23 protein-coding genes are annotated in these 26,636 nt (G+C 69.2%); 13 read left to right on the top strand and 10 right to left on the bottom strand.

From position 1 onward, the window contains the following. Positions 1-85: 85 nt before the first annotated feature. Both GNX95_RS18470 and icmB read right to left on the bottom strand, forming a co-directional pair. Entirely contained in the window at positions 86-613 is a 528-nt protein-coding gene (locus GNX95_RS18470; protein WP_163508650.1) for a hypothetical protein, read from the bottom strand. 67 nt (positions 614-680) lie between these two features. Next, positions 681-1,100, bottom strand: a complete 420-nt coding sequence (icmB, locus tag GNX95_RS18465) for a coenzyme B12-dependent isobutyryl CoA mutase small subunit (RefSeq protein ID WP_222853741.1) — start codon at positions 1,098-1,100, stop codon at positions 681-683. A 469-nt stretch (positions 1,101-1,569) separates the two neighbouring features. Between icmB and GNX95_RS18460 the strand changes: the two genes are divergently transcribed. Next, positions 1,570-2,193, top strand: a complete 624-nt coding sequence (locus GNX95_RS18460; protein ID WP_163508649.1) for a M23 family metallopeptidase — start codon at positions 1,570-1,572, stop codon at positions 2,191-2,193. 52 nt (positions 2,194-2,245) lie between these two features. Here GNX95_RS18460 and GNX95_RS18455 read toward each other — a convergent pair whose 3' ends face one another. Next, entirely contained in the window at positions 2,246-2,722 is a 477-nt protein-coding gene (locus GNX95_RS18455) for an HIT family protein (RefSeq protein WP_222853740.1), read from the bottom strand. Next, positions 2,683-5,055 carry a DNA helicase PcrA gene (pcrA, locus tag GNX95_RS18450; RefSeq protein WP_163508648.1) on the bottom strand — a complete coding sequence of 791 codons (2,373 nt, stop codon included), beginning with the start codon at positions 5,053-5,055 and terminating at the stop codon, positions 2,683-2,685. Before pcrA ends, GNX95_RS18455 begins: the two co-directional genes overlap by 40 nt. A gap of 284 nt (positions 5,056-5,339) precedes the next feature. On the opposite strand from pcrA, the gene GNX95_RS18445 reads away from it, so the two are divergent. From GNX95_RS18445 to GNX95_RS18425, 5 genes are all read left to right on the top strand, one after another. Next, positions 5,340-5,603, top strand: a complete 264-nt coding sequence (locus tag GNX95_RS18445; RefSeq protein WP_222853739.1) for a chorismate mutase — start codon at positions 5,340-5,342, stop codon at positions 5,601-5,603. Between the two features lie 21 nt (positions 5,604-5,624). Next, positions 5,625-6,332 (top strand): PIG-L deacetylase family protein, encoded by a 708-nt coding sequence (locus GNX95_RS18440; protein ID WP_163508647.1) that lies wholly within the window; start codon positions 5,625-5,627, stop codon positions 6,330-6,332. 5 nt (positions 6,333-6,337) lie between these two features. Continuing rightward, on the top strand, positions 6,338-7,480 hold the full coding sequence (locus GNX95_RS18435) for an ROK family transcriptional regulator (protein WP_163508646.1): 1,143 nt from the start codon (positions 6,338-6,340) through the stop codon (positions 7,478-7,480). 545 nt (positions 7,481-8,025) lie between these two features. Further along, entirely contained in the window at positions 8,026-10,266 is a 2,241-nt protein-coding gene (locus tag GNX95_RS18430; protein WP_222853738.1) for a glycoside hydrolase family 3 N-terminal domain-containing protein, read from the top strand. Between the two features lie 144 nt (positions 10,267-10,410). Further along, a complete protein-coding gene (locus tag GNX95_RS18425) occupies positions 10,411-11,847 on the top strand; it encodes a M36 family metallopeptidase (RefSeq protein ID WP_163508644.1) in 1,437 nt (478 codons plus the stop codon). A gap of 68 nt (positions 11,848-11,915) precedes the next feature. Here the strand turns inward: GNX95_RS18425 and GNX95_RS18420 are convergent, their stop codons facing one another. Both GNX95_RS18420 and GNX95_RS18415 read right to left on the bottom strand, forming a co-directional pair. Next, a complete protein-coding gene (locus tag GNX95_RS18420) occupies positions 11,916-12,557 on the bottom strand; it encodes a response regulator (protein WP_163508643.1) in 642 nt (213 codons plus the stop codon). Beyond that, positions 12,557-13,771, bottom strand: a complete 1,215-nt coding sequence (locus GNX95_RS18415) for an ATP-binding protein (RefSeq protein ID WP_163508642.1) — start codon at positions 13,769-13,771, stop codon at positions 12,557-12,559. Before GNX95_RS18415 ends, GNX95_RS18420 begins: the two co-directional genes overlap by 1 nt. Before the next feature lie 162 nt (positions 13,772-13,933). Here GNX95_RS18415 and GNX95_RS18410 point away from each other — a divergent pair, with 162 nt between their 5' ends. The 4 genes from GNX95_RS18410 to GNX95_RS18395 are packed head-to-tail and all read left to right on the top strand — an operon-like array spanning position 13,934 to position 18,237. Further along, positions 13,934-15,202 (top strand): PspC domain-containing protein, encoded by a 1,269-nt coding sequence (locus GNX95_RS18410; protein ID WP_163508641.1) that lies wholly within the window; start codon positions 13,934-13,936, stop codon positions 15,200-15,202. Next, positions 15,189-15,434 carry a hypothetical protein gene (locus tag GNX95_RS18405; RefSeq protein ID WP_163508640.1) on the top strand — a complete coding sequence of 82 codons (246 nt, stop codon included), beginning with the start codon at positions 15,189-15,191 and terminating at the stop codon, positions 15,432-15,434. Before GNX95_RS18410 ends, GNX95_RS18405 begins: the two co-directional genes overlap by 14 nt. Before the next feature lie 51 nt (positions 15,435-15,485). Continuing rightward, a complete protein-coding gene (locus GNX95_RS18400) occupies positions 15,486-16,946 on the top strand; it encodes an alpha/beta hydrolase (protein ID WP_163508639.1) in 1,461 nt (486 codons plus the stop codon). A gap of 49 nt (positions 16,947-16,995) precedes the next feature. Continuing rightward, positions 16,996-18,237: a phosphatidylserine decarboxylase gene (locus GNX95_RS18395; protein ID WP_163508638.1), complete on the top strand. Its 1,242-nt coding sequence runs from the start codon at positions 16,996-16,998 to the stop codon at positions 18,235-18,237. Positions 18,238-18,499: 262 nt separating this feature from the next. Here GNX95_RS18395 and GNX95_RS18390 read toward each other — a convergent pair whose 3' ends face one another. The 3 genes from GNX95_RS18390 to guaA all read right to left on the bottom strand — a co-directional run bounded on the left by GNX95_RS18390 (position 18,500) and on the right by guaA (position 22,787). Beyond that, positions 18,500-19,474 carry a CDP-alcohol phosphatidyltransferase family protein gene (locus GNX95_RS18390; protein WP_163508637.1) on the bottom strand — a complete coding sequence of 325 codons (975 nt, stop codon included), beginning with the start codon at positions 19,472-19,474 and terminating at the stop codon, positions 18,500-18,502. A 223-nt stretch (positions 19,475-19,697) separates the two neighbouring features. Next, a complete protein-coding gene (xylB, locus tag GNX95_RS18385; protein ID WP_163508636.1) occupies positions 19,698-21,089 on the bottom strand; it encodes a xylulokinase in 1,392 nt (463 codons plus the stop codon). A gap of 120 nt (positions 21,090-21,209) precedes the next feature. Further along, positions 21,210-22,787 (bottom strand): glutamine-hydrolyzing GMP synthase, encoded by a 1,578-nt coding sequence (gene guaA / locus GNX95_RS18380; RefSeq protein WP_163508635.1) that lies wholly within the window; start codon positions 22,785-22,787, stop codon positions 21,210-21,212. Between the two features lie 60 nt (positions 22,788-22,847). Here guaA and GNX95_RS18375 point away from each other — a divergent pair, with 60 nt between their 5' ends. The 3 genes from GNX95_RS18375 (at position 22,848) to GNX95_RS18365 (ending at position 25,556) form a co-directional block, all read left to right on the top strand. Beyond that, the gene (locus GNX95_RS18375) at positions 22,848-23,621 is read left to right on the top strand and encodes an alpha/beta hydrolase (RefSeq protein ID WP_163508634.1); all 774 of its coding nucleotides are present in this window, start codon (positions 22,848-22,850) and stop codon (positions 23,619-23,621) included. A gap of 43 nt (positions 23,622-23,664) precedes the next feature. Continuing rightward, entirely contained in the window at positions 23,665-24,936 is a 1,272-nt protein-coding gene (locus GNX95_RS18370) for an MFS transporter (protein WP_163508633.1), read from the top strand. A gap of 68 nt (positions 24,937-25,004) precedes the next feature. Beyond that, the gene (locus GNX95_RS18365) at positions 25,005-25,556 is read left to right on the top strand and encodes a putative glycolipid-binding domain-containing protein (protein ID WP_163508632.1); all 552 of its coding nucleotides are present in this window, start codon (positions 25,005-25,007) and stop codon (positions 25,554-25,556) included. Positions 25,557-25,621: 65 nt separating this feature from the next. Here GNX95_RS18365 and GNX95_RS18360 read toward each other — a convergent pair whose 3' ends face one another. Beyond that, positions 25,622-26,260 carry a hypothetical protein gene (locus GNX95_RS18360; protein WP_163508631.1) on the bottom strand — a complete coding sequence of 213 codons (639 nt, stop codon included), beginning with the start codon at positions 26,258-26,260 and terminating at the stop codon, positions 25,622-25,624. Positions 26,261-26,636: the final 376 nt, after the last annotated feature.

Below are 26,636 nucleotides of genomic sequence, written 5' to 3'. Positions count from 1 at the left end.
TCATCGCCGGTGACTGTTCCGGAGACTATCGACACGCCATCGGGCGTACGACACGCGACCGGCGTCCTGTGGCCGATTGCACTCGTCACCACCAGCCAAGCATCTCCACCCGGTCGCCGGCGAGATATCGCAGCGCATACCGGACCGACCGCATGCTCGGGTTGGGCACGCCTCCCCAGGTCACGTTCCACACCGCGACGGTGACCTGGCCGGACATGCCGCTGCCGGGCAGCCGTCCGGCCGCCGGGTTGAGGATCAGATAGCGGCCGTACGCGGTGATCGACCCGATGGCGTGCCACGGCGCGTGTTCCAGCTCGGGTCCGCTGGTCCGATACCAGACGCCGCGCCGGTCCGCGGCGAAGACCGGCACCGGGTCGGCCTTGGTCCTGCTGGCCCGGAACACCATCACGCCGACGAAGACGACGGCGACCGCCGCGCACACCAGGAAGATCCACGGGCGACTCGAATCGCCGAGCGTGAACGCGACGAGCGCCAGGACGAGCACGCCACCCACGGTGGCCAGCGCGATGGACTGCGGCGTCTGGCGTCCCGCGAAAAGCACGAGTGCGTCGCGCGATGGCTGTGGCGGTGGTGGCTTCTCGATCCCCGGCATCGTCGGCTCCTCCGAGCCGAGTATCGCCCCAGCCACGACCGTACGGCTGCGATTTGCCCGAGCCGGGTCAGCCGACCGGCGAGGCGACGTTCGCGCGGACCCAGTCGACGATCTCGGTCATGGTGGCCGCGCCAGGCGTGAAGACCTTCGCGACACCGAGCCGCTGCAGCTCGGCGATGTCGGCGTCCGGGATGATGCCGCCGCCGAAGACGACCACGTCGTCGGCGCCGCGTTCCTTGAGCAGCTCGGTGACCCTGGTGAACAGTGTCATGTGCGCACCGGAGAGCACCGAGAGGCCGACCGCGTCGGCGTCCTCCTGGATCACCGTCTCGACGATCTGCTCCGGCGTCTGGTGCAGGCCGGTGTAGATGACCTCCATGCCGGCGTCGCGCAGCGCCCGCGCCACCACCTTGGCGCCTCGGTCGTGGCCATCCAGGCCCGGCTTGGCGACCACCACCCGGATCCGGCTCCGCAACTCCGTGGCCATCGCGCACCTCCCAGCCAGTCCCTGCAACGCCAGCCTAACGGTACGGCGACGTGCTTAACGAGCGTTCAGCGAGCCGGATGGCATTGGCCACATGCGGAATCCCCGCAGGACTTCTTCACATTGCCGATGATGCGATACGCGCATGATCGTTGATCTTGCTCGACATGCCTGCGCTGACATGCCGATATCGCAGGTCAGGCAGGGATTTTCCGGACACGCCGACGGCCCGCGACGGTCCGGATGGTGACGAGTGCTACTGTTTCGCGGTGCCGGTGAAAGGGGCCGGCGCCGCGACTTCCCCCGGCTCAGACGGTTAACGCCGCACGGCCGCGCGTGAAATGGGCCCGCACGCACCTGTAACGCCGAGCGGGTGAGGAACGAAGGGTGTCACGTGCACCATCGCAAACCACACGGACGTCATCGCGGCAGCCATCGTGCGCCGATCGACACCCGGAGCAGGTACGCGATCGTGGTCACCAGCGCCGTCGTCGGCGCCGGTGTGGTGGCCTTCAGCGCGGGCTCTGCTCTGCCGGCCATCGGCAGCACCAACGCCGCCGGTCCGACCAACGTCGACCTACACGCGGGCAACGCCAACACGACGGTCCAGGCGCCAAGCAGCACGCGCGTCGACCGCGCCTCGCGCTCGCAGCGCCGCACCGCGGCCCCCAAGCCAAAGGCCGCCGATCTCTGGCTCAAGCCGGCACAGGGCCCACTCAGCTCCGGCTTCGGCATCCGCTGGGGTGTCCTGCACGCCGGCACCGATATCGCCGCTCCGTTCGGCTCCACGGTGGTCGCCTCGCATGACGGCGTGATCAGCATCGCCCGGTGGTACGGCGGTTACGGCAACCTGGTCGAGATCAACCACGGCAACGGCATCAGCACGCGTTACGGCCACAACTCCAAGCTGCTCGTGCACGAAGGCCAGCGCGTCAAGGCCGGCGACCCGATCGCGCTGGTCGGCAGCACCGGTGACTCGACCGGCCCGCACTGCCACTTCGAGGTCCGCGTCGACGGCACGCCCACCGACCCGATCCCGTGGCTGCGCGCTCGCGGCCTCAACCTCGCCAAGGACGGCGAGAACACCAACCTCTGAGAACTCCTCTCGGTCACCATCGCGTTCGGTGGATACCCGCGTACGCGACGGCTCAAACCAGCGCGGCGGCAAGTCGCGAGGACAGCCGGTCCATCTCCGCCTCCGGCACGTGATCTGCGGCCGCCACGCCCAGACGGCGGAAGACCTGCGGTCCACGCTCGCCGGCGGCCCACCCCGGCATCCGCGGGATCAGGTGGAAGTGCACATGGCCGAAGCCGGCGGCCTCGGCGAACTGCGCCACGTACGTCTTCTCGCAGCCGACCACCTCGTGCAGCGCCCGTGACACGCGCACCTGCCACGTGCCCAGCGACGCGGCCTCCCCGTCGGTCAGCTCGGCGACCGTGACGACGTGGCGCCGCGGGATCAGCACCAGCCAGCCGGGCAACGACGACGTGATCACGTGCGCGACCCGCCAGTGTCCGTCGTACGCGATCCGCTCACGCGGCGGCGCGGTCGCCAGCGCCACCTCCTGGTCGCAGGTGTAGCAGCTCAGATCTTCTCCAGTGGAGCGAAGCGGAGCAGGAGCCATTTCTTGCCGCTGCTGCCGAAGTCGACCTCGGCCTGCTGCTTTTCGGCGGCGCCGCGCAGGCCGACGACCGTCCCCATCCCGAAGCTGTCGTGGGTGACCCGGTCGCCGACCTCCAGCACCGGGATCTCCCGGCCACCCGGGCCGGCCGACGCCGACCGGGACCGCGCCGGACGCGCGTACGACGAGGTCATGCCCCGGTTGGCGAGCCGCTGCTGCGCGCTGTTGCCGTTCCACCTGGACCGGTCCTCGCGGGTCGGCTCCTCGCGATCGACCTTCATCAGCGAGGTCGGGATCTCCTCCAGGAACCGGGACGGTGGGTTGTACTGCGGCTGCCCCCAGGCCGTACGCGTGAAGGCACGGGACAGATAGAGCCGGCTCTGCGCGCGCGTGATGCCGACGTACGCGAGGCGGCGCTCCTCCTCCAGCTCCTTCATGTTGCTCAGCGAGCGCAGGTGCGGGAAGACGCCGTCCTCCAGGCCGGTCAGGAACACCACCGGAAACTCCAGGCCCTTGGCGGTGTGCAGGGTCATCAGGGTGACCATGCCGGCCCTGCGGCCGGACTCGCCGTCCTCCGGCGCGTCCGGCACCGAGTCGGCGTCGGCGACCAGCGCGACCTGTTCCAGGAAGCCGGCCAGCGACACCTCGTCGCCGGCGGCGGCCGCGCGGTCGGCGTACTCACGCGCGACGCTCACCAACTCCTGCAGGTTTTCCACCCGCGACTCGTCCTGCGGGTCGGTGCTCGCCTCCAGCTCGGCGACGTAGCCGGTGCCGGCCAGCAGCTCCTCCAGCAGCTCGGCCGGCGGCTCACTGTCCACTTTGGACCGTACCCGCGCCATGATGTCGACGAACTCGCCGATCGCGTTGACCGCGCGCGTCGAGATGCCCGGCGCCTCGATCGCTTTTTCCAGCGCCGCACCAAAAGAAATGCGCTCGCGGTCGGCCAGCGCGGCCACGCACGCCTCCGCGCGGTCGCCGATGCCGCGCTTGGGCACGTTGAGGATCCGCCGCACGCTCACCGTGTCGTCCGGGTTGGACAGTGCGCGCAGATAGGCCAGCGCGTCGCGGACTTCCTTGCGCTCGTAGAAACGTACGCCGCCGACCACCCGGTAGGGCAGGCCGACCCGGATGAAGACTTCCTCGAAAACTCGCGACTGTGCGTTCGTACGGTAGAAAATCGCCACGTCGCCGGGACGCACGCCGTCCTGGTCGCACAGCCGGTCGACCTCGCCGGCCACCCAGGCCGCCTCGTCGTGCTCGTTGTCGGCGACGTACAGCCGGATCTTCTCGCCGTCGCCGGAGTCCGACCAGAGGTTTTTCGGCTTGCGCTCGGTGTTTCTGGTGATGACCTCGTTGGCCGCAGACAGGATCGTCTGGGTGGAACGATAGTTTTGCTCCAGCAGAATGGTTTTCGCGTCCGGATAGTCGCGCTCGAACTCCATGATGTTGCGGATGCTGGCGCCGCGGAACGCGTAGATCGACTGGTCGGCGTCGCCGACCACGCACAGCTCGGCCGGCGACAGCTCCTCGCCGTCCTCGGTCTTGATGCCGTCGCCAGGGCCGCCGACGATCTCCCGGATCAGCGCGTACTGCGCGTGGTTGGTGTCCTGATATTCGTCCACCAGCACGTGCCGGAACCGCCGCCGGTAGTGCTCGGCGACCGCCGGAAACGCGCGCATCATGTTGACCGTGGTCATGATCAGGTCGTCGAAGTCCAGCGCGTGCGCCTCGGTGAGCCGGCGCTGGTAGGCCGCGTACGCCTCGGCCAGCGCACGATCGGCCGGACCGGCCGCCTGCGAGGTGAACGTCTCCGGGTCGACCAGCTCGTTCTTGAGGTTGGAGACCTTGGCGATCAGCGAACGAGCCGGATACTGCTTCGGATCCAGGTCGAGCTCGCGCGCCACCAGCGTCATCAGCCGCCGCGAGTCGTCGGCGTCGTAGATCGAGAAGCTGCTCTTCATGCCGATCGTCTTGGCCTCGGCGCGCAGGATCCGTACGCACGCGGAGTGGAACGTCGACACCCACATCACCCTGGCGCGGTTGCCGACCAGGCCGCCGACCCGCTCCTTCATCTCGCCGGCGGCCTTGTTGGTGAAGGTGATCGCCAGGATCTGGCCGGGATGCACCTTGCGCGCGGCCAGCAGATAGGCGATGCGGTGGGTCAGCACCCTGGTCTTGCCGGAGCCTGCGCCGGCCACGATCAGCAGCGGACCACCGGCATGTGTCACGGCGGCGCGCTGCGCGTCGTTGAGGCCGTCCAGCAGCCGCTCCGGATCGAGCCCGCGGCGCTTGGGCTTCTCCTCGGCAGCGACCGGAACCTCGAAAAGGGTGCTCATCACCGTCCAGTGTAGGCGCCGGAGCCGGACACACGTTCGAGGAGGAGCACGTGTTTCGCGCGGGCCGCTGGCCAGCGGTTTCCTGCACTGTGGGACGCCTGTTCCGCGAGTCGCCGGTTTCGTGGCAGACTGACGGCATGCGCGCGCACTGTGCACGATTTTTTTACGGCGACCGAGCCTCGGCCGCCGTGGACTGACGCGCGAACAGACCACCCGCCCCAGGCTGCATCGGCCCGGGGCTTTTTCTTGCCGGGCCAGGGGAAACCAACCCGACAGGAGAACCGGTGAACACGCAGGAGACCACCTACCAGGACCAGCTCGGCCAGTGGCGCGAGCGGATCGACCAGATCGACGCGGCGATCATCGAGCTGTGGAACGAGCGCGCGGCCATCTCCGCCGAGGTCGGACTGGCCAGACGCGCCGCCGGCGGACCGCGGCTGGTGCTGTCCCGCGAGCAGAAGATCCTGGAGCGCTACCGCAAAGGCGTCGGCGCGATCGGCGTACGGCTCGCGATGCTCGTCCTGGAAGCCGGCCGCGGCCCGCTGTAACCACCGCATACGCTCGTCCGCATGAGCTATCCGAAGTCCGCCGAGCCGAGCGCGGACGTACGGCGGGTGCTGGCCATCGCCGCGCATCCGGACGACATCGACTTCGGCGCCGCCGGCACCATCGCGCGATGGACCAAGGCCGGCGTCGAGGTCACGTACTGCCTGGTCACCCGCGGCGACTCCGGCGGATTTGACGACACGCCGCGCGACCGGATGCCGGCCATCCGCGAGGCCGAGCAACGCGCGGCGGCCGCGGCGGTCGGCGTGACGGACGTGCGTTTCCTGGACGGCTATGTCGATGGCGCCGTCTACGTCACGCACGAGCTGCGCCGCGACCTGACCAGGGTGATCCGGCAGGTGCGACCGCAGCGCGTAGTGGCGCCGGCGATCGAGCGCGACTACTCACGGCTCGGCACCACGCATCCGGACCACAAGGCGGTCGGCGAGGCGGCCTTCGCGGCGATCTATCCGGACGCGCGCAACCCCTTCGCGCATCCGGAGCTCGGCCTGCCGCCGTGGACGGTGTCCGAGCTGTGGCTGATGGACGCGCCCAACCCGGACTTCGTCGTCGACATCACCGACACGCTCGACGCCAAGATCGCCGCGCTGCGGTCGCATGTGTCGCAGCTGCCTGACCCGGATGCGATGGAGGCGCGCGTACGCGAGCGAGCCGCGATCCTGGGGTCCGATCGCGCGGCCGAGACCTTCGTCGTGCTGCGTACGAGGTGAACGAGATGCCGGCGTCGACCGCCGCCCTGCGGGCCGCCAACGCTCGCCGCGTGCTCGACGCGCTGCGCCGCGGTCCGGCCAGCCAGGCCGAGCTGGCCCGCCGGACCGGTCTCGCGCCGGCGACGGTGTCGGCGATCGTACGCACGCTCACCGCGACCGGGTCCGTCGAGGTCAGCATCGGCACCAGCAACGGCCGGCGAGCGCACGAAGTGCGGCTCGGCAGCGGTCCGGTGGCCGCCGGCATCGACCTCGACCACCGGCACATCCGCGTCGTCGTCGGGTCCGGGTCGGTGCTGGCCGAGCGGTTCGTCGAGGTGGACGCGGATCTCAGCGCTGTCGAAGGCATCGACACGGCCGTACGGCTGCTTGAGGAGGCGCTGCGAGAGTCGGGACGCGACCGGCTGGCCGCCGTCGCGCTCGGCCTGCCGGCGCCGGTCGACGTGCGTACCGGCGAGGTCGGCTCGTCGTCGATCCTGCCGAACTGGGTCGGCGTACGCGCCGAGGACGTGCTGCGCGACCGGCTCGGCCTGCCGGTCGTGGTCGACAACGACTCCAACCTCGGTGCGCTGGGCGAGATGACCTGGGGTGCCAGCGCCGGCAAGCGGGATTCGGCTTATATCAAGGCTTCCACGGGCATCGGCGCTGGATTGGTGATCGCCGGCGAGCTGTTTCGCGGCCTGGCCGGCACCGCCGGCGAGATCGGCCACACGACGATCGACGAGAACGGCCCGGTCTGCCGCTGCGGCAACCGCGGCTGCCTGGAGATGCTGGCCGGCGTACCGATCCTGTTGCGGTTGCTGGAGCAGGCCTACGGTCGCGCGCTGACCCTGCCGGAGGCGATCGCGCGCGCCCAGGCCGGCGACCCCGGCTGCGTCCGCGTACTCGCCGACGCGGGCCGCCACATCGGCGTCGCCGCCGCCAACCTCGCCAACCTCCTCAACCCCGAGGTCATCGTCGTCGGCGGCGAACTCGCCCAGGCCGGCGACCTCCTCCTCGACCCCCTGCGCACCGTCGTCCGCCGCTATGCCATCCCCAGCGCCGCCTCCCTCGCCGAGGTCGTCACCACCCAACTAGGCAACCGCGCCGAAGCTCTGGGCGCCCTCGCCCTGGCCCTACAACACGCCGAACGACTGCCCTTCGAGCACTGAACTACCCGCTACAACCCGAAACTGTCGTACCCCCCTGGCAATTTTGGCCCCCACCCACAACGGGTGGGGGGTGGGTTCGCGTGGTTACTTACGTACATCAAAAGTTGATCTTGGTTCCATGGTTTGAGCGCTAAATGCAGCTTTTGTCGGCTTGGTCGATGCACGTAAGGCCCCCTTACGTGCGCCCAGCGCACGCAAGGCCCCCTTGCGTGCATGAGATCGTGTGGCCAGCGTGACCAAAGAGACCAAAGTGGTCAAAGAGCTCTGTGAGGCGCAACTTCAAGATCAACTTTGAACTTATCTAAGTAACCACGCGAACCCACCCCCCGCCCGATCTGGGTGGGGGCCCAGATTGGCACCTGGGTACGACAGTTTTGGGCTGCAGCGGGTAGTTGCGGCAGCCTGAACCGCTTCAGTTGAGAGTCGAACGCAGAAAGCGACATTCGGGCCGATTTTCCGTCAGGTATTGACGTAACCTAGATCACTGTTGCACATTGCGGTCGGCTATTGCTTCCACCATCGCCGGGAGAGGCCCGATGTCGAGCGTGAACAGACGCCTGTTGCTGCCCGCCGCGGTCACCGCGGCCCTGCTGGCCACCGCCGGGATGAGCGGTGCCACGGCGGCGCCGGTCGCCTACACCGATGCCAAAGCGCCGGTCGCGGCGCGGGTGGCTGATCTGCTGAAGCGGATGACGCTGGCCGAGAAGGCCGGGCAGATGGTGCAGATCCGGGTCGGCAAGCTGCGCGGCAACTGCGACTACGGCAACGGGCCGCTGGTCGACTCGTGCATGGCCGACGTACTCGCCACCAACCACGCCGGCTCCATCCTGTCCGGCGGCGGCGACACGGCATTTCCCGACAACAGCCCGAAAGCGTGGGCCGAGACGATCAACGCGATCCAGCGGTACGCGCTGACGCACAACCGGCTGCGGATCCCCATCATCTACGGCGCCGACGGCGTACACGGCCACAACGACGTCTCCGGCGCGACGATCTTCCCGCACCAGATCGGGCTCGGCGCGACCTGGGATCCGGCGCTGACCCGCGACCTCGGCGTCTCGACCGCCAACGCGATGGTCGCCACCGGCGTGAAATGGAACTTCGCGCCCGTCTCCGACATCGCACGCGACACACGCTGGGGCCGCTATTACGAGACGTACTCGGAAGATCCGTTCCTCGCCGGCCAGCTCGCCGCGGGCGCGGTCACCGGCATGCAGTCCAGCGGCGAGCTGACCGCGACCGGCAAGCACTTCGCCGGTTATTCCGAACCGCGCAGCGGCCACGACCGTACGCCGGCGCAGCTGCCGATCCGCTATCTCCAGGACGTTTTCCTGCCGTCCTTCCAGGCGCAGATCGACGCCGGCGTGGACACCGTGATGCCGGACTCCGGCTCGGTCAACAGCATTCCGGTGCATTCCTCGAAATACATGCTCACCGACCAACTGCGCCAGCGGCTCGGTTTCCGCGGCGTGGTGATCAGCGACTGGAACGACATCGCGCAGCTGGCGAGCAGCTATCACATCGTCTCGACCTACCAGGAAGCCATCGCGGTGGCGGTCAACGCCGGTGTCGACATGGCGATGGAGCCGGCCGACGCGGCCGCCTTCACGCAAGGCGTGATCGCCAACGTGAACGCCGGCAGGATCAGCCAGGCGCGGATCGACGAGGCGGTCGGCCACATCCTCACCCTGAAGTTCACGCTCGGCCTCTTCGACCATCCGTACGTCGACCCCAACACCGCCAACCAGACCGTCCTCAACGCCGACCGGCCGCTCGCCCGCAAGGCCGCGACCGAGTCAATTGTGTTGCTGCGCAACCAAAACAACGTGCTGCCGCTGAGCGTGTCCAGCAAGATCGTGCTGACCGGCGACAGCGCCGACAACCTCAGCCAGCAGATGGGTGGCTGGACGATCGGCTGGCAGGGAATCCCCGACGACAACACGCCGAAGCCGCCGGTCGTGACGCCGTTGCAGGCGCTCAAAGAGGCCGCCGGCGACAACGTCACGTACGCGCCCGACGCGGCCGACGCGGTCAGCAAGACGGCGAGCGCCGACGCGGCGGTGGTCGTGCTCGGTGAGAAACCCGGTGCCGAAGGCCCCGGCGACGTACGCGATCCGTCGCTGTCGACGGCACAGCAGCAGCTGGTGGATTCGCTGCAGCAGACCGGAAAACCGGTGATCGTGGTGATCATGACCGGCCGGCCGCGCGCACTCGGCGCGGTCGCCGACGCCAACGCGATCGTGCAGTCGTGGCTGCCCGGCACCGAAGGCGGACACGCGATTTCCGACGTGCTGTACGGAAAGGCCAACCCGAGCGGCAAGCTGCCGGTGTCCTGGCCGAAGGTCGCCGCCGACGAGCCGATGTCCTACCAGACCCTGCCGGCCAACGGCACCAACACCTACGACCCGGCCTATCCGTTCGGCTTCGGCCTGTCATACACGACCTTCGCCACGTCCGGACTCACGGTCACCCCGGCGATCTCGCGCACCGGCACGGCGACGGCGTCGGTGACCGTACGCAACACCGGGTCCAGGGCCGGTACGGCCGTGGTGCCGGTCTACCTGCACCGTCCGGTCAGTCCGGTGCTGATGCCGGCCAGGCAGCTGATCGGCTTCGCGCGCGTCACCCTTGACCCCGGTGCCGCGCAGACCGTGACCGTGCCGTTCGCCGCGAAACAGCTGGCGGTGACGACCGGCGATGTCGACGGAGCCGGCGTGCCACGCGTCCTGCCCGGCGGCTACCAGGTCGTCGTCGACGCACTGACCGCGGACTTCACCGTCCGCTGACCAGCCCCGGCGCCGGCCATCCGTTCAGCCCGGATGGCCGGCGTCGGTCCCCGTCTCATGACGTTATTTTTGGAATTCTTAACCTTTGTCCTGTCCTCCGGCGGATAAAGTGCGTTGACCGTCCGCTGCCGAGAGGAAAACCGTATGCGTCCACCCACTGCCCGCCGCGTCGCCGTCGTCGCGGCGGCGGCCGTGTCCGCGCTGGTCGCGAGCGGCCTGCCGGCCGCGGCCGCGCCGCCGGCGACCGACGGCCTGACCCTGATCCGCAGCCGTACGTCGCTGCTCGGCACGCACCAGTGGTTCCAGCAGACCTATCGCGGGCTGCCGGTGGTCAACGGCTGGTATGCCAAACACCTGGACCAGGACGGCCACCTGTCGTCGGTGACCGACGCGCGCAAGCAGGTGCCGGCCAACGTCGCGGTCAGCGCGACCGTGCCGGCCGGCCAGGCGGCGCAGACCGCGCAGGACGCGGCGACCCAGTACGCGCGTGCGGCGGACAAGACCGGCGGCCGCAAGACGGCCAAGCAGACCGCCGTGTCGACCAGGCTCGGCGTGGTCGGCGGACCCGGGTCGCGGCTGGTCTGGCAGGTCACCAGCCGCGGCACCGGCGGCAGCATCCAGACGCTGGTGGACGCGACCACCAAGCAGACGCTGAAAGTGGCGCCGCTGTCGGACAACTACGACGGCATCGGCCAGGTCTTCGACCCCAATCCCGTGGTGGCGCTGGAAAACCAGTCGCTCACCGACCAGGACAACGCCGACTACCCGGCGATCCACAAGGCGTACAAGTTCAAGCTCCTGCCTGACCTGACCGACAAGACGCACCTGGTCGGCAAATGGGCCAAGATCGTCAACAAGGACGCGGTCAGCTCCAGGTCGCATCTTTTCGTCTACACGCGCGACAAGGCCGGTTTCGAGCAGGTGTCCGCGTACTACGCCATCACCACGGCGCAGCGCTACATCCGCAGCCTCGGCCTGACCGACGTCAACGCCGAGCCGCAGAAGATCGAGACCGACACGATCCCGGACGACAACTCCTTCTACGACCCGAGCGTCGACCAGATCACCACCGGCACCGGCGGCGTCGACGACGCCGAGGACGTGGAGGTCGTGCAGCACGAGTACGGCCACGCCGTGCAGGACGACCAGGTCCCCGGCTTCGGCGAGAGCGAGGAGGCCGGCGCGATCGGCGAGGGCTTCGGCGACTACCTGGCCGTCACGCTGTCGCTGCCGCAGGGCAAGGGCTACGACCCGGCGTGCGTGATGGACTGGGACTCCACCTCCTACACCGACGCTCCACACTGCCTGCGTCGCGTCGACACCAAAAAGACAGTCGACGACAAGACCGGTGAGGTGCATGACGACGGCGAGATCTGGTCGGCAGCGCTCTGGGACATCAACCGCGCGCTGGGTCGTACGAAGGCCGACAAGCTGATCATCCAGTCGCAGTTCTACTACGCGCCCGACACGTCCTTCGCCGCCGCCGCGAACAACGTCGTGGCGACCGCGCGTGCGCTCTATGGCAAGCAGACCGCCGACAAGATCCGGCCCTTCTTCGTCAAGCGCAAGATCCTCAAGTAACGCTCGGAAGTTCGCATGGCCACCATGCTTGCGTCGGATGCAAGCATGGTGGCCATGCGGCCATCTGCTCAGATGAGGCGTCGGTCGACGGCCCAGCGGGACAGCTCGTAGCGGTTGGACATCTGCAGCTTGCGCAGCACGGACGACACGTGCGTCTCGACCGTCTTGACGGAGATGAAGAGCTCCGACCCGATCTCCTTGTACGCGTAGCCGCGCGCCAGCAGCCGCAGCACTTCCTTCTCCCGGTTGGTCAGCTGGTCCAGGTCGGGGTCGCGGATCGGCGCGGTCGGATGCTGCGTGAACGCGTCGAGCACGAAACCGGCCAGCCGCGGCGAAAACACCGCGTCGCCATCGGCAACGCGACGGATCGCGTCGGCCAGCTCGGCCGCGGAGATCGTCTTGGTGACATAACCACGCGCGCCGGCGCGTACCAGGCCGATCACGTCCTCAGCCGCGTCGGACACGCTGAGCGCCAGAAAGCGGATCGACGAGTCGCTTTTGCGTACGGCCTCCAGCACCGCACGGCCACCGCCGTCGGGCATGTGTACGTCCAGCAGCACCACATCGGGTTTGGCCGCCTGGATCGCCGAAATCGCCTCAGCGACGGTGCCGGCCTCGCCGACCAGGTCGACGTACCGCCCGAGCTCGGCGCGTACGCCGGCGCGGAACATCGCGTGGTCGTCGACAAGAAAAACCCGAGGCTCGGACATCAGCGCGCCAATCCCATCTTCAGTCTCACTTCCGTGCCGGACTCCGGCGCCGTACGGATCTCCGCCGAGCCGCCGTGCCGCCGCATCCGGTCCACGATCGACCCGGAGACGCCGTGCCGATCGTCTGCCACCGTATCCAGGTCGAAGCCGGTGCCGCGATCGCGGACGAACACGCTCGCGGTGCCGTCCTCGACCTCCGCGTAGAGCGACACCGTCGAGACCTTCGCGTGTTTTCCAGCGTTCACAAGGGCTTCACGAGCCGCCTGCACCAGCGCCTGTACGTGCTCATCGACTGGGCAGTCGCCGACGATGACCGTGTCGACGCTCACCGCGTACGTGTCCTCGACCTCGGCGGCGGCCTCCTCCAGCGCCGCCGCCAGCCGCTCGTCGGGCGACCCCATCGGCTTGTAGAGCCAGTTGCGCAACTGCCGTTCCTGGCCGCGCGCCAGCCGGCTCACCTCGCGCGCGTCCTCGGCGTTGCGCTGGATGAGCGCGAGCGTGTGCAGCACCTGGTCGTGCACGATCGCCGCCACGTCCGCGCGGGTCTGCGACCGGATCCGCTCGGCCCGCTCGGCGCGCAGCTCGGCGAACATCCGCCACAGCAGCGGCGCGACGACCACCGCGCAGCCGCCGATCAGGACGAGCCCGAAGACCAGGCTGCTCTGGACGTTCTGCAGCTGTCCGCTGATGGTGAGGAAGCCGGCCATTCCCAGCACGACCAGCACCAGGCCGATGCCGATCCGCGCCACCAGCGGCAGCCAGCCGCGGCTGGTGGCCAGCTCCTCGAGCCAGGCCGGCCCCGGCAGCCGTGCGACGATCCGCCGCCACCGCTCCGGGTCCGACCGCCGCCAGAGCAGCGTCGCGCCGACGATCAGGACGAGCGCCGGCAGTACGAAGACCAGCCAGGCGAGCAGGCCGGCTCCCGCCGCGACGACGGCCAGACCGAGGCTGAGCAGCATGAACGCGGCCAGCTGGCCGAAGTCGCGAGGCCGGCGCTCGTCCGGCTCGGTCGGCGCCAGCGGCGCGAAGATCCACCACGCCACGTAGAGCAGCGCTCCAGCGCCGCTGACCAGCACCGTGAGCAGGACGAACGCGATGCGTACGGCGATCACCGGCACGTTCAGGTGCTCGGCGATGCCGCTCGCGACGCCGGCGATCAGCCAGCCGCGCGGCTGCCGATGGAGCCGGCGCGGCTCGACGGAGGGGCTGGACACTGGCGGTGGACCTCTCGTTTCCTGGACGTACCACGATGGTCACACGCGAGCGTACGGCCGGACACCGGGCACGCCACGGATCTTTCGCACCGTTACGAATCAGGGTCGGCTCAGGGTCGTACCGGATAGTGGGACCGCCGGCCGAGCGCGACGATGGTCGGCATGGACAGCACCACCGGCGCGGACACACCGCCGCCAGCCGCGCCGCCGCGGCCCGCCACGTTCTCCGACCATGTCGGCATCACCAGGCCCAAGCAGGGCCGCATCTTCTTCGGCGTATGTGCCGGATTGGCCAAGGCCACCAACACCGATCCGTTGCTGTGGCGGGTGATTCTCGGCGTACTCGTCTTCTTCAACGGCGTCGGCGTGCTCTTCTATCTGCTCGGCATCCTGCTGCTGGCCGAGGAAGGCGACGAGGTGTCGCCGCTGGAGTCGCTGGTCGGCCGTGGCCGCGCGTCACTGCACGCCGCCTGGACGATCCTGCTGACGATCGTCGCCGGACTGCTCGCGATCGCGATGCTGTACGGCGGCGCCAGCACGATGCTGCTGGCCGCGGCCGCCGTCATCGGCCTCGCGCTGCTGCTGCGCCGGCCGCCTGGCACCCCGCAGCCGGTCGCCGCGCCTCCACCGGCCGCCGAGCCGAGCTCCACCGCGGTGACCGAGCGGATCGCGGTCGTCGCAACCGACCAGGAAGAACCGCAGATGACGACCCCCACGTACACACCGCCGCCGTCGTACGCGCCACACGGACCTTTCGAGCCACCTCCTCCGCCACCGCCGCCGATGCCGTCCCGCCCACCGAAACCACCGAAAGAGCCGTCGCGGCTCGGCCGGGTGGTGTTCTTCCTCGCGCTGATCGCGGTCGGCTCGGTGGCCGTACTCGTCGCCACCACCCGGCTGGACTGGACCGCGTACCTGGCCATCCCGCTGGGGATCATCGGCGTCGGTCTGCTGATCGGCAGCCGCTACGGCCGGGCCCGCTGGCTCATCCCGATCGGCCTGCTGCTGAGCGTCGCGCTGCTGATCGGCGCCGGCATCAACCAGGTCGTGCCGGACCTGCCGCCGACCTCGCAGCTCACACCGGTCCACTGGACGCCGACGACGACCGCTCAGATCAGCCCCACCTACCGCGGCCGCTATGGCGACGCGACGCTTGACCTGCGGCAGGTCGACTTCACCGGCAAGGCCGTGACGACCAGCATCAACGTGTCGGCCGGCGAGCTGCGCATCCTGCTGCCGGAGAAGGTCGACGTCGACCTGGACGCGCAGGTCAGCGCCGGGTCCGCGCAGCTGTTCGGCCGTCAGTACGACGGTCTGGACATCAACAGCGAGTTCCAGGACCACGGCTCGGACGGGCCTGGCGGCGGCAGGCTCAACCTGCGGCTGAGCGTCGGCGCCGGAGAGATGGAGGTGACCCGTGAAGCGGCATGAGCTCGACGGGCTGTCGCTGGTCTTCGGCCTGCTGTTCGTGGCGGTCGCCTGCTGGTGGGCCATCTACCAGGTGGTCGGCGGCTCCGGCATCCCGATCAGCCTGGCGGCCGCGATCACCCTGGTGGTGATCGGCATCGCCGGCCTGCTGACCGCGATCCCCCGCCGCCGTACGCCGGTCGCGCCGCCATCCGAGGCGACCCCGGTCGACCTGGTCAAGCACGACGACGCATAGCGGCCTGCTCTCGCGAGGCGCGGCGGCGCCGATCAGCCTAGGCTGCGACGGGTGCGATCACTGTTCGCCATCGCGTTGGCCGCGACCACGCTGATTCCGCTGTCAATCCCGCTGCCACCAGCGCCGGCGCTGGACTGGCGGCCGTGCGCGAGACAGTCGCCGGCCGAGTGCGCGACGGTCGCCGTACCGGTCGACTGGCACCGGCCCGACGGACCGAAGATGTCGTTGGCGGTGGCACGGCGCGCGGCCACCGATCCGGACGCGCGGATCGGCGTGCTGCTGTTCAACCCGGGCGGTCCCGGCAGTTCGCCGGCACAGGACCTGCGGGACCAGGACTACTACGAGAACTTTTCCCCGGACATCAGGAAACGCTTCGACATCGTCGGCTTCGACCAACGCGGCACGGGCGAGGCGTACGCGGTGACATGCGACGGCGACCTGCTCGGTCAGCAACCGCCGACCGTGCCGGCCGATGCCGGCCAGTATGCGAAGCTGCTCGCGTACAACGAAAAGCTGACCGACAACTGCCGGCGGCTGTCCGGTCCGGTCTTCGACCAGGCCGACACGATGACGGCGGCGCGGGACATGGATGCCGTACGCGCCGCGCTCGGCGTGCCGACCGTGTCGTTTCTCGGCACCTCCTACGGCACGCTGCTCGGCCAGCAGTACGCGGAGCTGTTTCCGCACCGGATAAGGACTTTCGTCCTCGACAGCAACATGGACCACAGCCTGGACGGCTGGGGATTTCTCCGCTCGCAGACCGTCGCCGGCGAGGATGCCTTCCAGTTTTTCCTGCAGTGGTGCGACAAGTCGTCCACCTGCGCGTTGCACGGACAGGATGTCGGCCGGATTTTCCAGTCACTGTATGACAAAGCGGTGGCTGGCACGCTCACCGATCCGATGCACGAAGGCGAGAAGGTCGCTCCCGACGACCTGAGCAATGCCGCGTACTATGCCGACTACGAGCCAAACTTCCTCTATCTGGCCGAGTGGCTCAAGGCCCTGGACACCGGCCGTCCGCCGCGGACCGCGCCGAGCGAGCCGACCGGTCCAGGCGGTTGGGGTGCCCCGACATTTCATCCGGACGAGGCGATTTTCTGCGCCGACTGGCAGTTGACCGTGTCCGGCTTCGACCAGCTCACCGGTTGGCGCGCGGAGCTGGCCAGGGTCGCGTCGCACATCCGGCGCTCGACGGTGGCCTGGGGTTCGCTGGTCAACTGCCTCGGTGCCGGCATCGCGGTCCGCAATCCGCAGCACGCGTTACGGGTCGCCGACGCGCCGCCGATCCTGCTGGTCGCCGCCCGGCACGATCCGCACACGCCGTACGACTGGACCGTCGCCGTCCATCGGCGGATCTCGCGGTCGGTGCTGCTCACGTACGACGGCTCGGCACACGGCAACTACGGCCCGGACAATCCGTGCGTCACCGCGGCCGTCGACCACTACCTGCTCAGCCTCGCGGCGCCGGCCGACGGCACGCGCTGCCCCGACATCGGACCGGACGCCGGCTGACCTACTCTGGCTGCGGACTCCTGTTTTCGACGTATAAGGCAGCAGCTTGATGCGCAGTTTCCCTCGTCCGCTCGGCAGGATCGCCGCCGCGACGCTGACCAGCGAGGTCACCCGGCACCCGGAGCCCAAGCGCGTGCTGGTGATCGGCATCGACCCGCGGGTCGTCGACCACGTGCTCGACCACCTGATGCCGGCCGACCGGCTGGTGGTCACCAGCCCGCGCACCGACTGGACCGACCGGCTGCGCCGGCGGCTGACCGGCGAGCGGTCGCTGACCCGGCTGAGCGGCCGCGTCCAGGTGCTCGACGCGGACATCGCGCCGGAGATCGAGACATACGACCACGTGGTGATCGCCGAGCCGCTCTCCGGGGACGGCGCCGGTGCCGACAAGCTGGTCGAGCAGGCTCGCGAGAAGCTCGTGCCAGGTGGCGTGCTGAGCCTGGCCACCCCGCTCGGACCGCCGGCGCCTGGCGGTGCGGCGACCGAGATCGGCCGGCTCGCGCAGGCGTCGGCGTTCCGCACCGAGACGGTCGTCAGAAACCTTCCGCCGCTGCGCGTCCACCACCTGCGGTTTGGCGAGGCGCCGGCGGCGCTGGCCGAACGGATGGCGCCGGCGTACTCGCCGACCCGGATCCCGGTGACCCGCGACATGCGTATCGACGTCAACGGTGTCGTCGCGGTCGCGGCGGTCGCTGGTCTGACGCTGCTCACCAAGCGGCTGTTCCGCCGGCCGGTGTGGCTGCTGCCCGCCGCCGCCGCGCTGCCGGTCGCGGCGTTCTTCCGCGACCCTCGCCGCCTGCTGCCGGACGAGACCGCCGAGGCCGACGCGATCGTGTCGTCCGCGGACGGCGTCGTACTCTCCGTCGAGGAGGTGACCGACGACGGCTTCGGCACCGCCTCGGCCGAGTGGCTGCGGATCTCGGTCTTCCTGTCGGTGCTCGACGTACACGTCAACCGCAGCCCGGTCGCCGGCCGGATCGTCGACGTGATCGACGAGCCGGGTGGCTACGCGGACGCACGGCATCCGAACGCGGAGCACAACAACAGCAAGTACACCGTGCTCGAGACGACTCACGGTCCGGTCGTCGTCGCGCAGCGCAGCGGCCTGATCGCGCGCCGGATCGTACAGCGGTCGCGGCCCGGCGCGTTGCTGGCGCGCGGCGAGAAGTTTGGCCTGATCCGCTTCGGCTCCCGTACGGATGTGTACCTGCCGGCCGGCGCCGCGCGTCCCCTGGTCACCGAAGGCGACCGGGTAACCGGCGGCGAGACCCTCATCGCCCGCTGGCTCTGATTACCTGCTACAGCGCGAAACTGTCGCACCCCCCTGCGAAATTTGGCCCCCACCCAGATCGGGTGGGGGGTGGGTTCGCGTGGTTACTTACATAAGTACGAAAGTTGATCTTGGTTCCGGTTGAGACGCACGCAGGGTCGCCCTACGACCAAACCGCCGCACGCAAGGTGGCCCTACGCGCGGCCAGCGCACGTAGGGTCACCCCGCGGCCAAGCCGCCGCACGTAGGGTGGCCGCGCGGCCAAGCCAGGCGCAAACAGCGACTAGCGAGCGGCGGCAGCGCGTTGGTGGTGCTGCCGCATCCAGAGCACCGGACCTGACACCAGATACACCGTCACCAGCGCGATGAACGTCACCGTGACATCCACCAGCACCGCGCCGGCCACGACCGCCAGCCACAGCCACGGCGGCAGCCGCAGTACGCGCGCCAGCTTCGCGTACGGGAACGTGCTGACCATCAGGATCGCCAGCATCATGACCAGCAGCGACAGCCACCACATCGACGCCGGGTGCTGCACCAGCAGCGCGAAGACGGCGAGGATGCCGGCGGCCAGGGTGGTCGGTACGCCGCAGAAGTACGCCGAGTTCTTCGGCGACACGTTGAACCTGGCCAGCCGCAGCGCCGCACCGGCGGCGACGGCCAGGCAGGCCGGGCCGACCAGGAGGACCGGCGCGCCGGCCTGGGTCAGCCACACGTAGCAGATCACCGGCGCGGCCACGCCGAAGGAGCACATGTCGACCAGCGAGTCCAGCTGTGCACCGAACGGCGTCGCGACGCCGAACTTGCGCGCCATCGGCCCGTCCAGACCGTCGCAGATGACCGAGCCGATCAGCAGCATCGCGGCGAGCCGCGGCAGGCCGTTGAAGGCGACCAGCACGGCGCTCGTACCGAAGACCAGGCTGGCGATCGAGCAGGCCGTGACGGCCAGGAAGCTGATCTTGCGGGTCAGCGTCTGTGGCCCGGGAAGCAGTGGTACGACCACCGGCGCATCGGCCTCCGGCAGCACCTTCTTCGGCTTGCTCGGCGGCGCCTCCACGGCCGCGTCCGCGGCACGTTCGAGGACCGTCGAGCGGCCGCGCGGTGACATGAAGTTCCAGCTGAACGCACGTCCGGAGCCCGGCCGGCGGATCAGCACCCGCCGCGCCAGTACGCCGCCTTGACGCAGCCCCCGCCGCCACCGCCGGCCCAGTGGTCGGGGACGGTCGACGGTGCCCCGACGCCAGGGTCGTGCTTGCACTTACGTCCTCCTGCCCGGGTTCGTCACGTTATCCGCCGGTCGGCGGGACTCCCGGGTGCGAATGACCACCATGCCATACCGGGTTGATCTTCCGTACCCGGTGGACCCGCGATTCACTCCGCGGGAAGAGTCCGAAATCGGACTCTCGCACGATCAAGTAGGCGGGACGTAACGGACCGATCACCTAATCGACACCGGATCGCCGCGCGGATGACCTTGCGGATCAGTCCGGCAACTCAGCGGCCAGGTGGTCGCGCGCCGCCGCGTACGCGGCCCGCACCTCGCCGGCGGCACCGGCCGTCGCCTCGACGGCACGCGACTGGATGGTCCAGTCCGGCGGCGCCTCGGCGCCGGACAAGGCCCACGCGGCCTGCCGCGCCGCGCCCACCGCCACGTACTCGGCCGGCTCGGGCACCTCGACCGGTACGTCGAACAGCTCGCCGGCGATCCGCTGTACGGCCGCCGACCGCGCGGCACCTCCGGTCAGCAGCACGCGACCAGGCCGTACGCCCTGCGCACGCAACGCGTCCAGACCATCGGCGAGGCCGCACAGCATCCCCTCCACGAACGCACGCGCCAGATGTTCGCGTGTCGTGTTCGCCAGCCGCAGCCCGACCAGCCGGCCGGAGGCGGACGGCAGGTTGGGCGTGCGTTCGCCTTCCAGATACGGCACCAGGGTCAGGCCTCCGGCGCCGGACGGGCCGGCCAGCGCCAGCGCGTCGAACTCGGCCGGCTCGACGCCGAGCAGCTCGCGGCCGGCGCCGAGCACGCGCGCCGCGTTGAGCGTGCAGACCAGTGGCAGATAGCGGCCCGTCGCGTCGGCGAAGCCGGCCACCGCGCCGGACGCGTCAGCGGTGGGATGCTCGGCGACCGCGAACACCGTGCCGGAAGTGCCGATGGAGACGACGACGTCGCCAGTGCGCAGGCCAAGCCCCAGCGCAGCGCCCATGTTGTCGCCGGTGCCGGCGCCGATCACCGCGCCTTGGGGCGTACGGCCGACCGCCTCGCCTGGCGCGGCCAGCCGCGGCACCTCCGGCCGGCTGCCGAAGGCGAGCTCCAGGATCTCCGGCCGGTAGGTCGAGGTCGCGGGATCGAAATAGCCGGTGCCGGAGGCGTCCCCGCGGTCGGTGACCCGCTCGCCGCCGCTCAGCCGCATGGTGAGCCAGTCGTGCGGCAGCAGCACCGCGGCGACCCGGTCGGCCAGCTCCGGCTGGTGGCGGCGCAGCCAGCGCAGCTTGGTGACGGTGAAGCTGGCCACCGGTACGGACCCGGTCGCGGCGGCCCACCTGTCGGGACCGCCGAGCTCGGCGATCAGGTCGGCCGCCGCGGGCGCGGAGCGCAGGTCGTTCCAGAGCAGCGCCGGGCGTACCACCTCGCCGGCCGCGTCGAGCGTGACCATGCCGTGCTGCTGCGCCGCCACCGCGATCGCCTCGACGCCGTCGAGCAGGCCGTCGCCGACCGCGGTCGTGAACGCCTGCCACCAGGCCTGCGGGCTCACCTCGGTGCCGTCCGGATGCGGCGCGCCGCCGGTGCGGACGATCCGGCCGTCGGCGGCGTCGACCACGACGACCTTGGTCGACTGGGTGGAGCTGTCGACACCGGCTACCAGCGTCACTTGTCGGCCTCCCTGTGTCCGATTGTCACTTCTTATGACAGAACTGCAGGTCAACGGGCCAGCGACGACTCGATCGGAATCCGATTGCGTCGTTACCCGCCGGTAACGGCCGGGGTGCGGCTACTCCCACTCGATGGTGCCTGGCGGTTTGCTGGTCACGTCCAGGACGACCCGGTTGACGCCGGCCACCTCGTTGGTGATCCGCGTGGAGATCCGCGCCAGCACCTCGTACGGCAGCCGCGTCCAGTCGGCGGTCATCGCGTCCTCGCTGGACACCGGCCGCAACACGATCGGATGGCCGTACGTGCGGCCGTCACCCTGCACGCCGACCGAGCGTACGTCGGCCAGCAGCACCACCGGACACTGCCAGATCTCGCGGTCCAGGCCGGCCGCGGTCAGCTCGGCGCGCGCGATCGCGTCGGCCTGGCGCAGCAACGAAAGCCGGTCGGCGGTCACCGCGCCGACGATCCGGATCGCCAGGCCGGGGCCGGGGAAGGGCTGCCGCCAGATCATCGCCTCCGGCAGGCCGAGCTCCAGGCCGACCTTGCGCACCTCGTCCTTGAACAGCGTCCGCAGCGGCTCCACCAGCGCGAACTGCAGGTCCTCCGGCAGGCCGCCGACGTTGTGGTGGCTCTTGATGTTGGCTGTGCCGGTGCCGCCGCCGGACTCCACCACGTCCGGATAAAGCGTCCCCTGCACCAAAAACTCGACCGTGTCACCGGACGCGCCGGCCTCGTCGACGACCTCGCGCGCGGCCTGCTCGAAAACCCGGATGAACTCGCGGCCGATGATCTTGCGCTTGTCCTCAGGGTCGGAAACCTCCGCCAGCGCCGACAGAAACCGTTCGCTCGCGTCCACGACCTTCAGCCGTACGCCAGTCACCGCAACGAAATCGCGCTCCACCTGCTCGGCTTCACCGGCGCGCAGCAGGCCGTGGTCGACGAAAACACACGTCAGGCGATCGCCGATCGCGCGTTGTACGAGCGCGGCCGCGACCGCCGAGTCGACGCCGCCGGACAGCGCGCAGATCGCCCGCTTGTCGCCGACCTGGGCGCGGATCGACTCGACCTGCTCGGCCACGATCGACGCGGTCGTCCACTGTGGACGGATGTCGGCCACCTCGTAGAGAAAGTGCTCCAGCACCGCCTGGCCGTGCTCGGAGTGCAGCACCTCGGGGTGAAACTGCACGCCGGCGATCGCGCGGTCGGTGTCTTCGAACGCCGCCACCGGCACGCGGTCGGTCGAGGCGATGACGCGGAAGCCGGCCGGCGCCTCGGTCACCGCGTCGCCGTGGCTCATCCACACCGACTGCAGCGGTGGCAGGCCGTGGAACAGCGCCGAGTCGCCGGCGCTGACACTCAGCGCCGTCCGGCCGTACTCCCGGCTGTCGGTGTGCGCGACGGTGCCGCCGAGCGCCAGCGCGATCGCCTGAAAGCCATAGCAGATGCCAAAAGTCGGTATGCCGGTGTCGAACAGCGCCGGGTCGAGGCTCGGCGCGCCGTCGGCGTACACACTGGACGGCCCGCCGGACAGGATGATCGCCGCCGGCCGGCGGGCCAGCATGTCGGCGACCGGCATCGTGTGGGGGACGATCTCGGAGTAGACCCGCGCCTCGCGGACTCGACGAGCGATCAGCTGCGCGTACTGCGCGCCGAAGTCGACGACGAGGACCGGTCGGTCGGTCGGCTGGCTGGTCACGACTTTCAAATCCTTTCAAATGGCCGGTCAGGCCGGTGGAGCCGAGTCTATTCTGCGGCGGTGCACAGGATCGGAACGACCTTAGCGACCATCGTCGCAGCATCCGCGCTGCTCATGACCGCCGCCTGCGGCTCGGCTCCGAAGCCGGTCGCCTCCCCCAGCCCGTCGTACGTGAAACTGCCAGACCTGACGGACCGGAGCGGCCACCCGCTGCCGGCGCCGCAGTGCCTGCTGGCCGGCGAAGGCAAGCCGGAGGTGGCCAACCTGCCGTCCGGCGGGAGCGCGCTGGTGCTGGTGCTGGGCAGCGGCCCGAAAGGGGTCGTGCTCGGTCCGCAGAGCGACGGCGACATCTGCCAGTGGATGCCGTACGCGCGCAAGCTGGTCAAGCTCGGCTATCACGTGGCGATCTACGAGTGGGCCTCGCCGTACAAGGAGATCGTCGCCAGCGCGTACGACACGCTGCGCAAGGCCGGCGCGACCTCGATCGTGCTGATGGGCGCATCGCAAGGTGCCGCGACCTCGCTCGCGTACGCGGCGGACATGAAGCCGCCGGCGGCCGGTGTCATCTCGCTCGGCGGCGAGCTCAACCTGAACACCGAGGCCGTCCAGACGACCACGCTGATCGCGCGGTTCAAAGGCCCGTTGCTGTTGATCACCACGGAAAACGACGGCTACGCGCCGGCCGCGGACACTCGCAAGCTCGCCGACGCGCATCCCGGCGCCGAGCAGGTGCTGATCCTGTCCGGCTCCGACCACGGCGTCGCGCTGCTGACCGACAACCACGCCGCGCAGGTCACCGGCGCGATCGAGACCTTCCTCAATACACTTAAATAAAGCTTTGGGTGCGATGTGGGGATCTGGGCCATAGCGTCATGCCGTGGCCTTTTCTCTCGTCAAGCAGGCCCGCGGGCTGACCCCCGAACAGCGCAACGCCTTCCTGGCCGCCTTGCTCGGCTGGACGATGGACGCGTTCGACTATTTCATCGTGGTGCTCGTCTACGACGAGATCCACAAGTCGCTGCACGTCGAGCTGACGACCGTCGCCTTCCTGACTACGGCGACACTGGCCATGCGACCGGTCGGCGCGTTCGTTTTTGGTCGTTGGGCTGACAAAGTCGGCCGGCGCGTACCGCTGATGGTCGACGTCGTGTTCTATTCGGTCGTCGGTTTTCTCTGTGCTTTCGCGCCAAACTTCACCATCCTGTTGATCCTGCGGCTGCTCTACGGCATCGGTATGGGTGGCGAGTGGGGTCTTGGCGCGGCGCTGGCGATGGAGAAGATTCCCACCGAGAAAAGGGGTTTCTACTCCGGCGTGCTGCAGCAGGGCTACGCGGTCGGCTATCTGCTGGCGGCGGTGGCGTTCTTCGTCATCAACCCGTTCCTCGGCTGGCGTGGACTTTTCGCCTTCAGCATCGTCCCCGCGCTGATCGCGCTCTACCTGCGGGTGAAGGTCAGGGAGAGCGAGGCGTGGGAACGTACGCGGGAGCGCGTACGCCAGACCAACGTCACCCCCGGCCGGGTCTTCCTCAACCCGGCAGTGTTGCGGCGCTTCGTCTATCTGGTCCTGCTGATGACGGCGTTCAACTGGATGAGCCACGGCACGCAGGACATTTATCCGACCTTTCTCAAGGAAGGCCTGCATTTCACCGCAAACCAGTCGATCCTGGTCGCGATCATCTACAACGTCGGCGCGATCTGCGGCGGTACGCTGCTCGGCGGCCTGTCCGAGCGCTTCGGCCGGCGCCGTACGATCATCGTCGCCGCGTTGTTCGGCCTGCCGATCGTGCCGCTGTTCGCGCTCTCCACCACTCTCGGCGCGCTCGCGCTCGGTGCCTTCCTGATGCAGTTCGTCGTGCAGGGTGCCTGGGGCGTCATCCCGGCTCACCTGACCGAACTGAGCCCCGACGAGATTCGCGGCTTTTATCCTGGTGTGACCTATCAACTGGGGAATTTGATCGCGGCGCTCAACCTGCCGATCCAGCAGGCATTAGCCACGTCTCATGGGTACCCGTTTGCTCTGATCGTTACGATCGTTCCGGTACTGCTGGCGGTGGTGTTGCTGGCGGCCGTCGGCAAGGAGGCCCGCGGCGTCAGTTTCGGGTCCGGTGCGGCCGATCCTTCGCAGGTCACGCCAAAGTCGGCCACCTGAGCCAGCGGTCACCGCCTATTATCGGCTCATTGCGCCGTGCGGTTCGCACGGCCGTTTGGGGGCTAGGGATGGCGACGATCCTGTGGCGCGGCGATCGCTTCTCGAGCAGTGAATACTGCGAGATGGCGATCAACGGCAGCGGCCACCGGCTCAACGGCGTCGTCCTGATCCCCATCGACGGCAGGCCGGCGCACCTGCGCTATCGGATCGAGACCGACTACGGCTGGCGTACGCGCTCGGTCGCGATCGTCTCCGAGCACCACCCGCCGCTGTCGATGTTCGCGACCGAAGACGGCCACTGGTGGGTCGACGGCGAGGACACCCCGGCCTTCGACGGCTGCGTGGACGCCGACCTCGGCTTCTCACCGATCGGCAAGTCGTTCCCGATCCGCCGGCTGATCCGCGGCCACCCCGACGACATGGGCCTGCGCGCCGACCTCAACGTCGTCGTGCTGCGGTTTCCGGAGATGAAGCTGACGATGCAACAACAGTCGTACGTCCGGATCGGCATGGACCGCTGGCGCTACTCCGCCGACGGCTTCAGCGCCGACATCGACGTCGACACCAACGGCTTCGTCAAGCGCTTCGGCGACCTCTGGACCGCTGTCGCCAACGCCTGACCGGAACGTGATGGTCGCATGGCCGCCATGCGTGCGCCTGACGCACGCATGGTGACCATGCGGACTTACTGCTGGAGCTCCAGGCGGTCGGCGGTGAAGCGGAGCAGCTCGCCGTGGCCGTCGTCGAGGCGTACGTCGTAGACGAACAGCTCCGGAGTGCCGACGCGCAGGGTCGTCCGTACGCGCGACACCGTGCCGAGGCCGTTGCCTTCGATGTCGGTGAGCACTCGTACGCGCATGCCCGGCCGCAGCGTGCCGGTGGTGGCCTCGGCGCGCTCGACCCGCGCGATCTCGGCGCTGACGCCGAGCATCTCGGCCAGGTGCTCGGCTCCGTGCGGACCGACCGCGAGCAGGTGGCGGCTGTTGGTGTTGGCGTCGTCGATGGCCAGATAGCCGATCGTCGGCTCGCCGTCGGCGTCCGGCTCGACCATGCGGTGCAGCAGCTCGACGAGCACGATCGGCGTCGCCAGCCGCAGGCCGGCCCACTCGCCGACGAGATAGCCGGCCAGCCGGTCGACGTGCCATTCGGTCAGAACGCGGTCGACGAGTGGCTCGCCGAGCGAGCTGAGCACGGCCAGCCGGCCGACGGTGGTGAGCTCGCCGGCGTCGACCTCGCGATACCAGCCGGCCAGCGCGTCACCCAGCAGGCACAGGTCGAGATCGATCTCCTCGCTGAGCGGCCCCATCGACACGTCGTCGGTCACTCGCCCAGCCTTTCAGGAATGGCGCACCAGACGCAATGATTCTCACCACGCATAAACACAGGTCCACCCAGGAATTGATGATCTTGAAATTGTGTTGGTAATTCCGGCCTCGATTAACATCACTGACAGACGTTTTTTCTTGTTACCCCGACGAGCGCGCGTTCAAACGTCAGCGGCCTCCAGCATTCTGCCCCCGTCTGCGCTCGCCCGGCGAAGGATCATGGCTGGCGCAAGTCTGGCTGTACGCCCACCAAGATCAACTTCGAACGTGTACAAGTAGCCACGCGAACCCACCCCCCGCCCGTTTTGGGTGGGGGCCCAGATTGGCACGGGGGTACGACAGTTTCGCGCCGTAGCGGGTAACCGGGCGGAAAAT

This window comes from Fodinicola acaciae, from assembly GCF_010993745.1.
GTDB lineage: Bacteria > Actinomycetota > Actinomycetes > Mycobacteriales > HKI-0501 > Fodinicola > Fodinicola acaciae.
The sequence above is the reverse complement of the archived record's forward strand: the minus strand, read 5'-3'. Positions and strand labels throughout refer to the sequence as shown.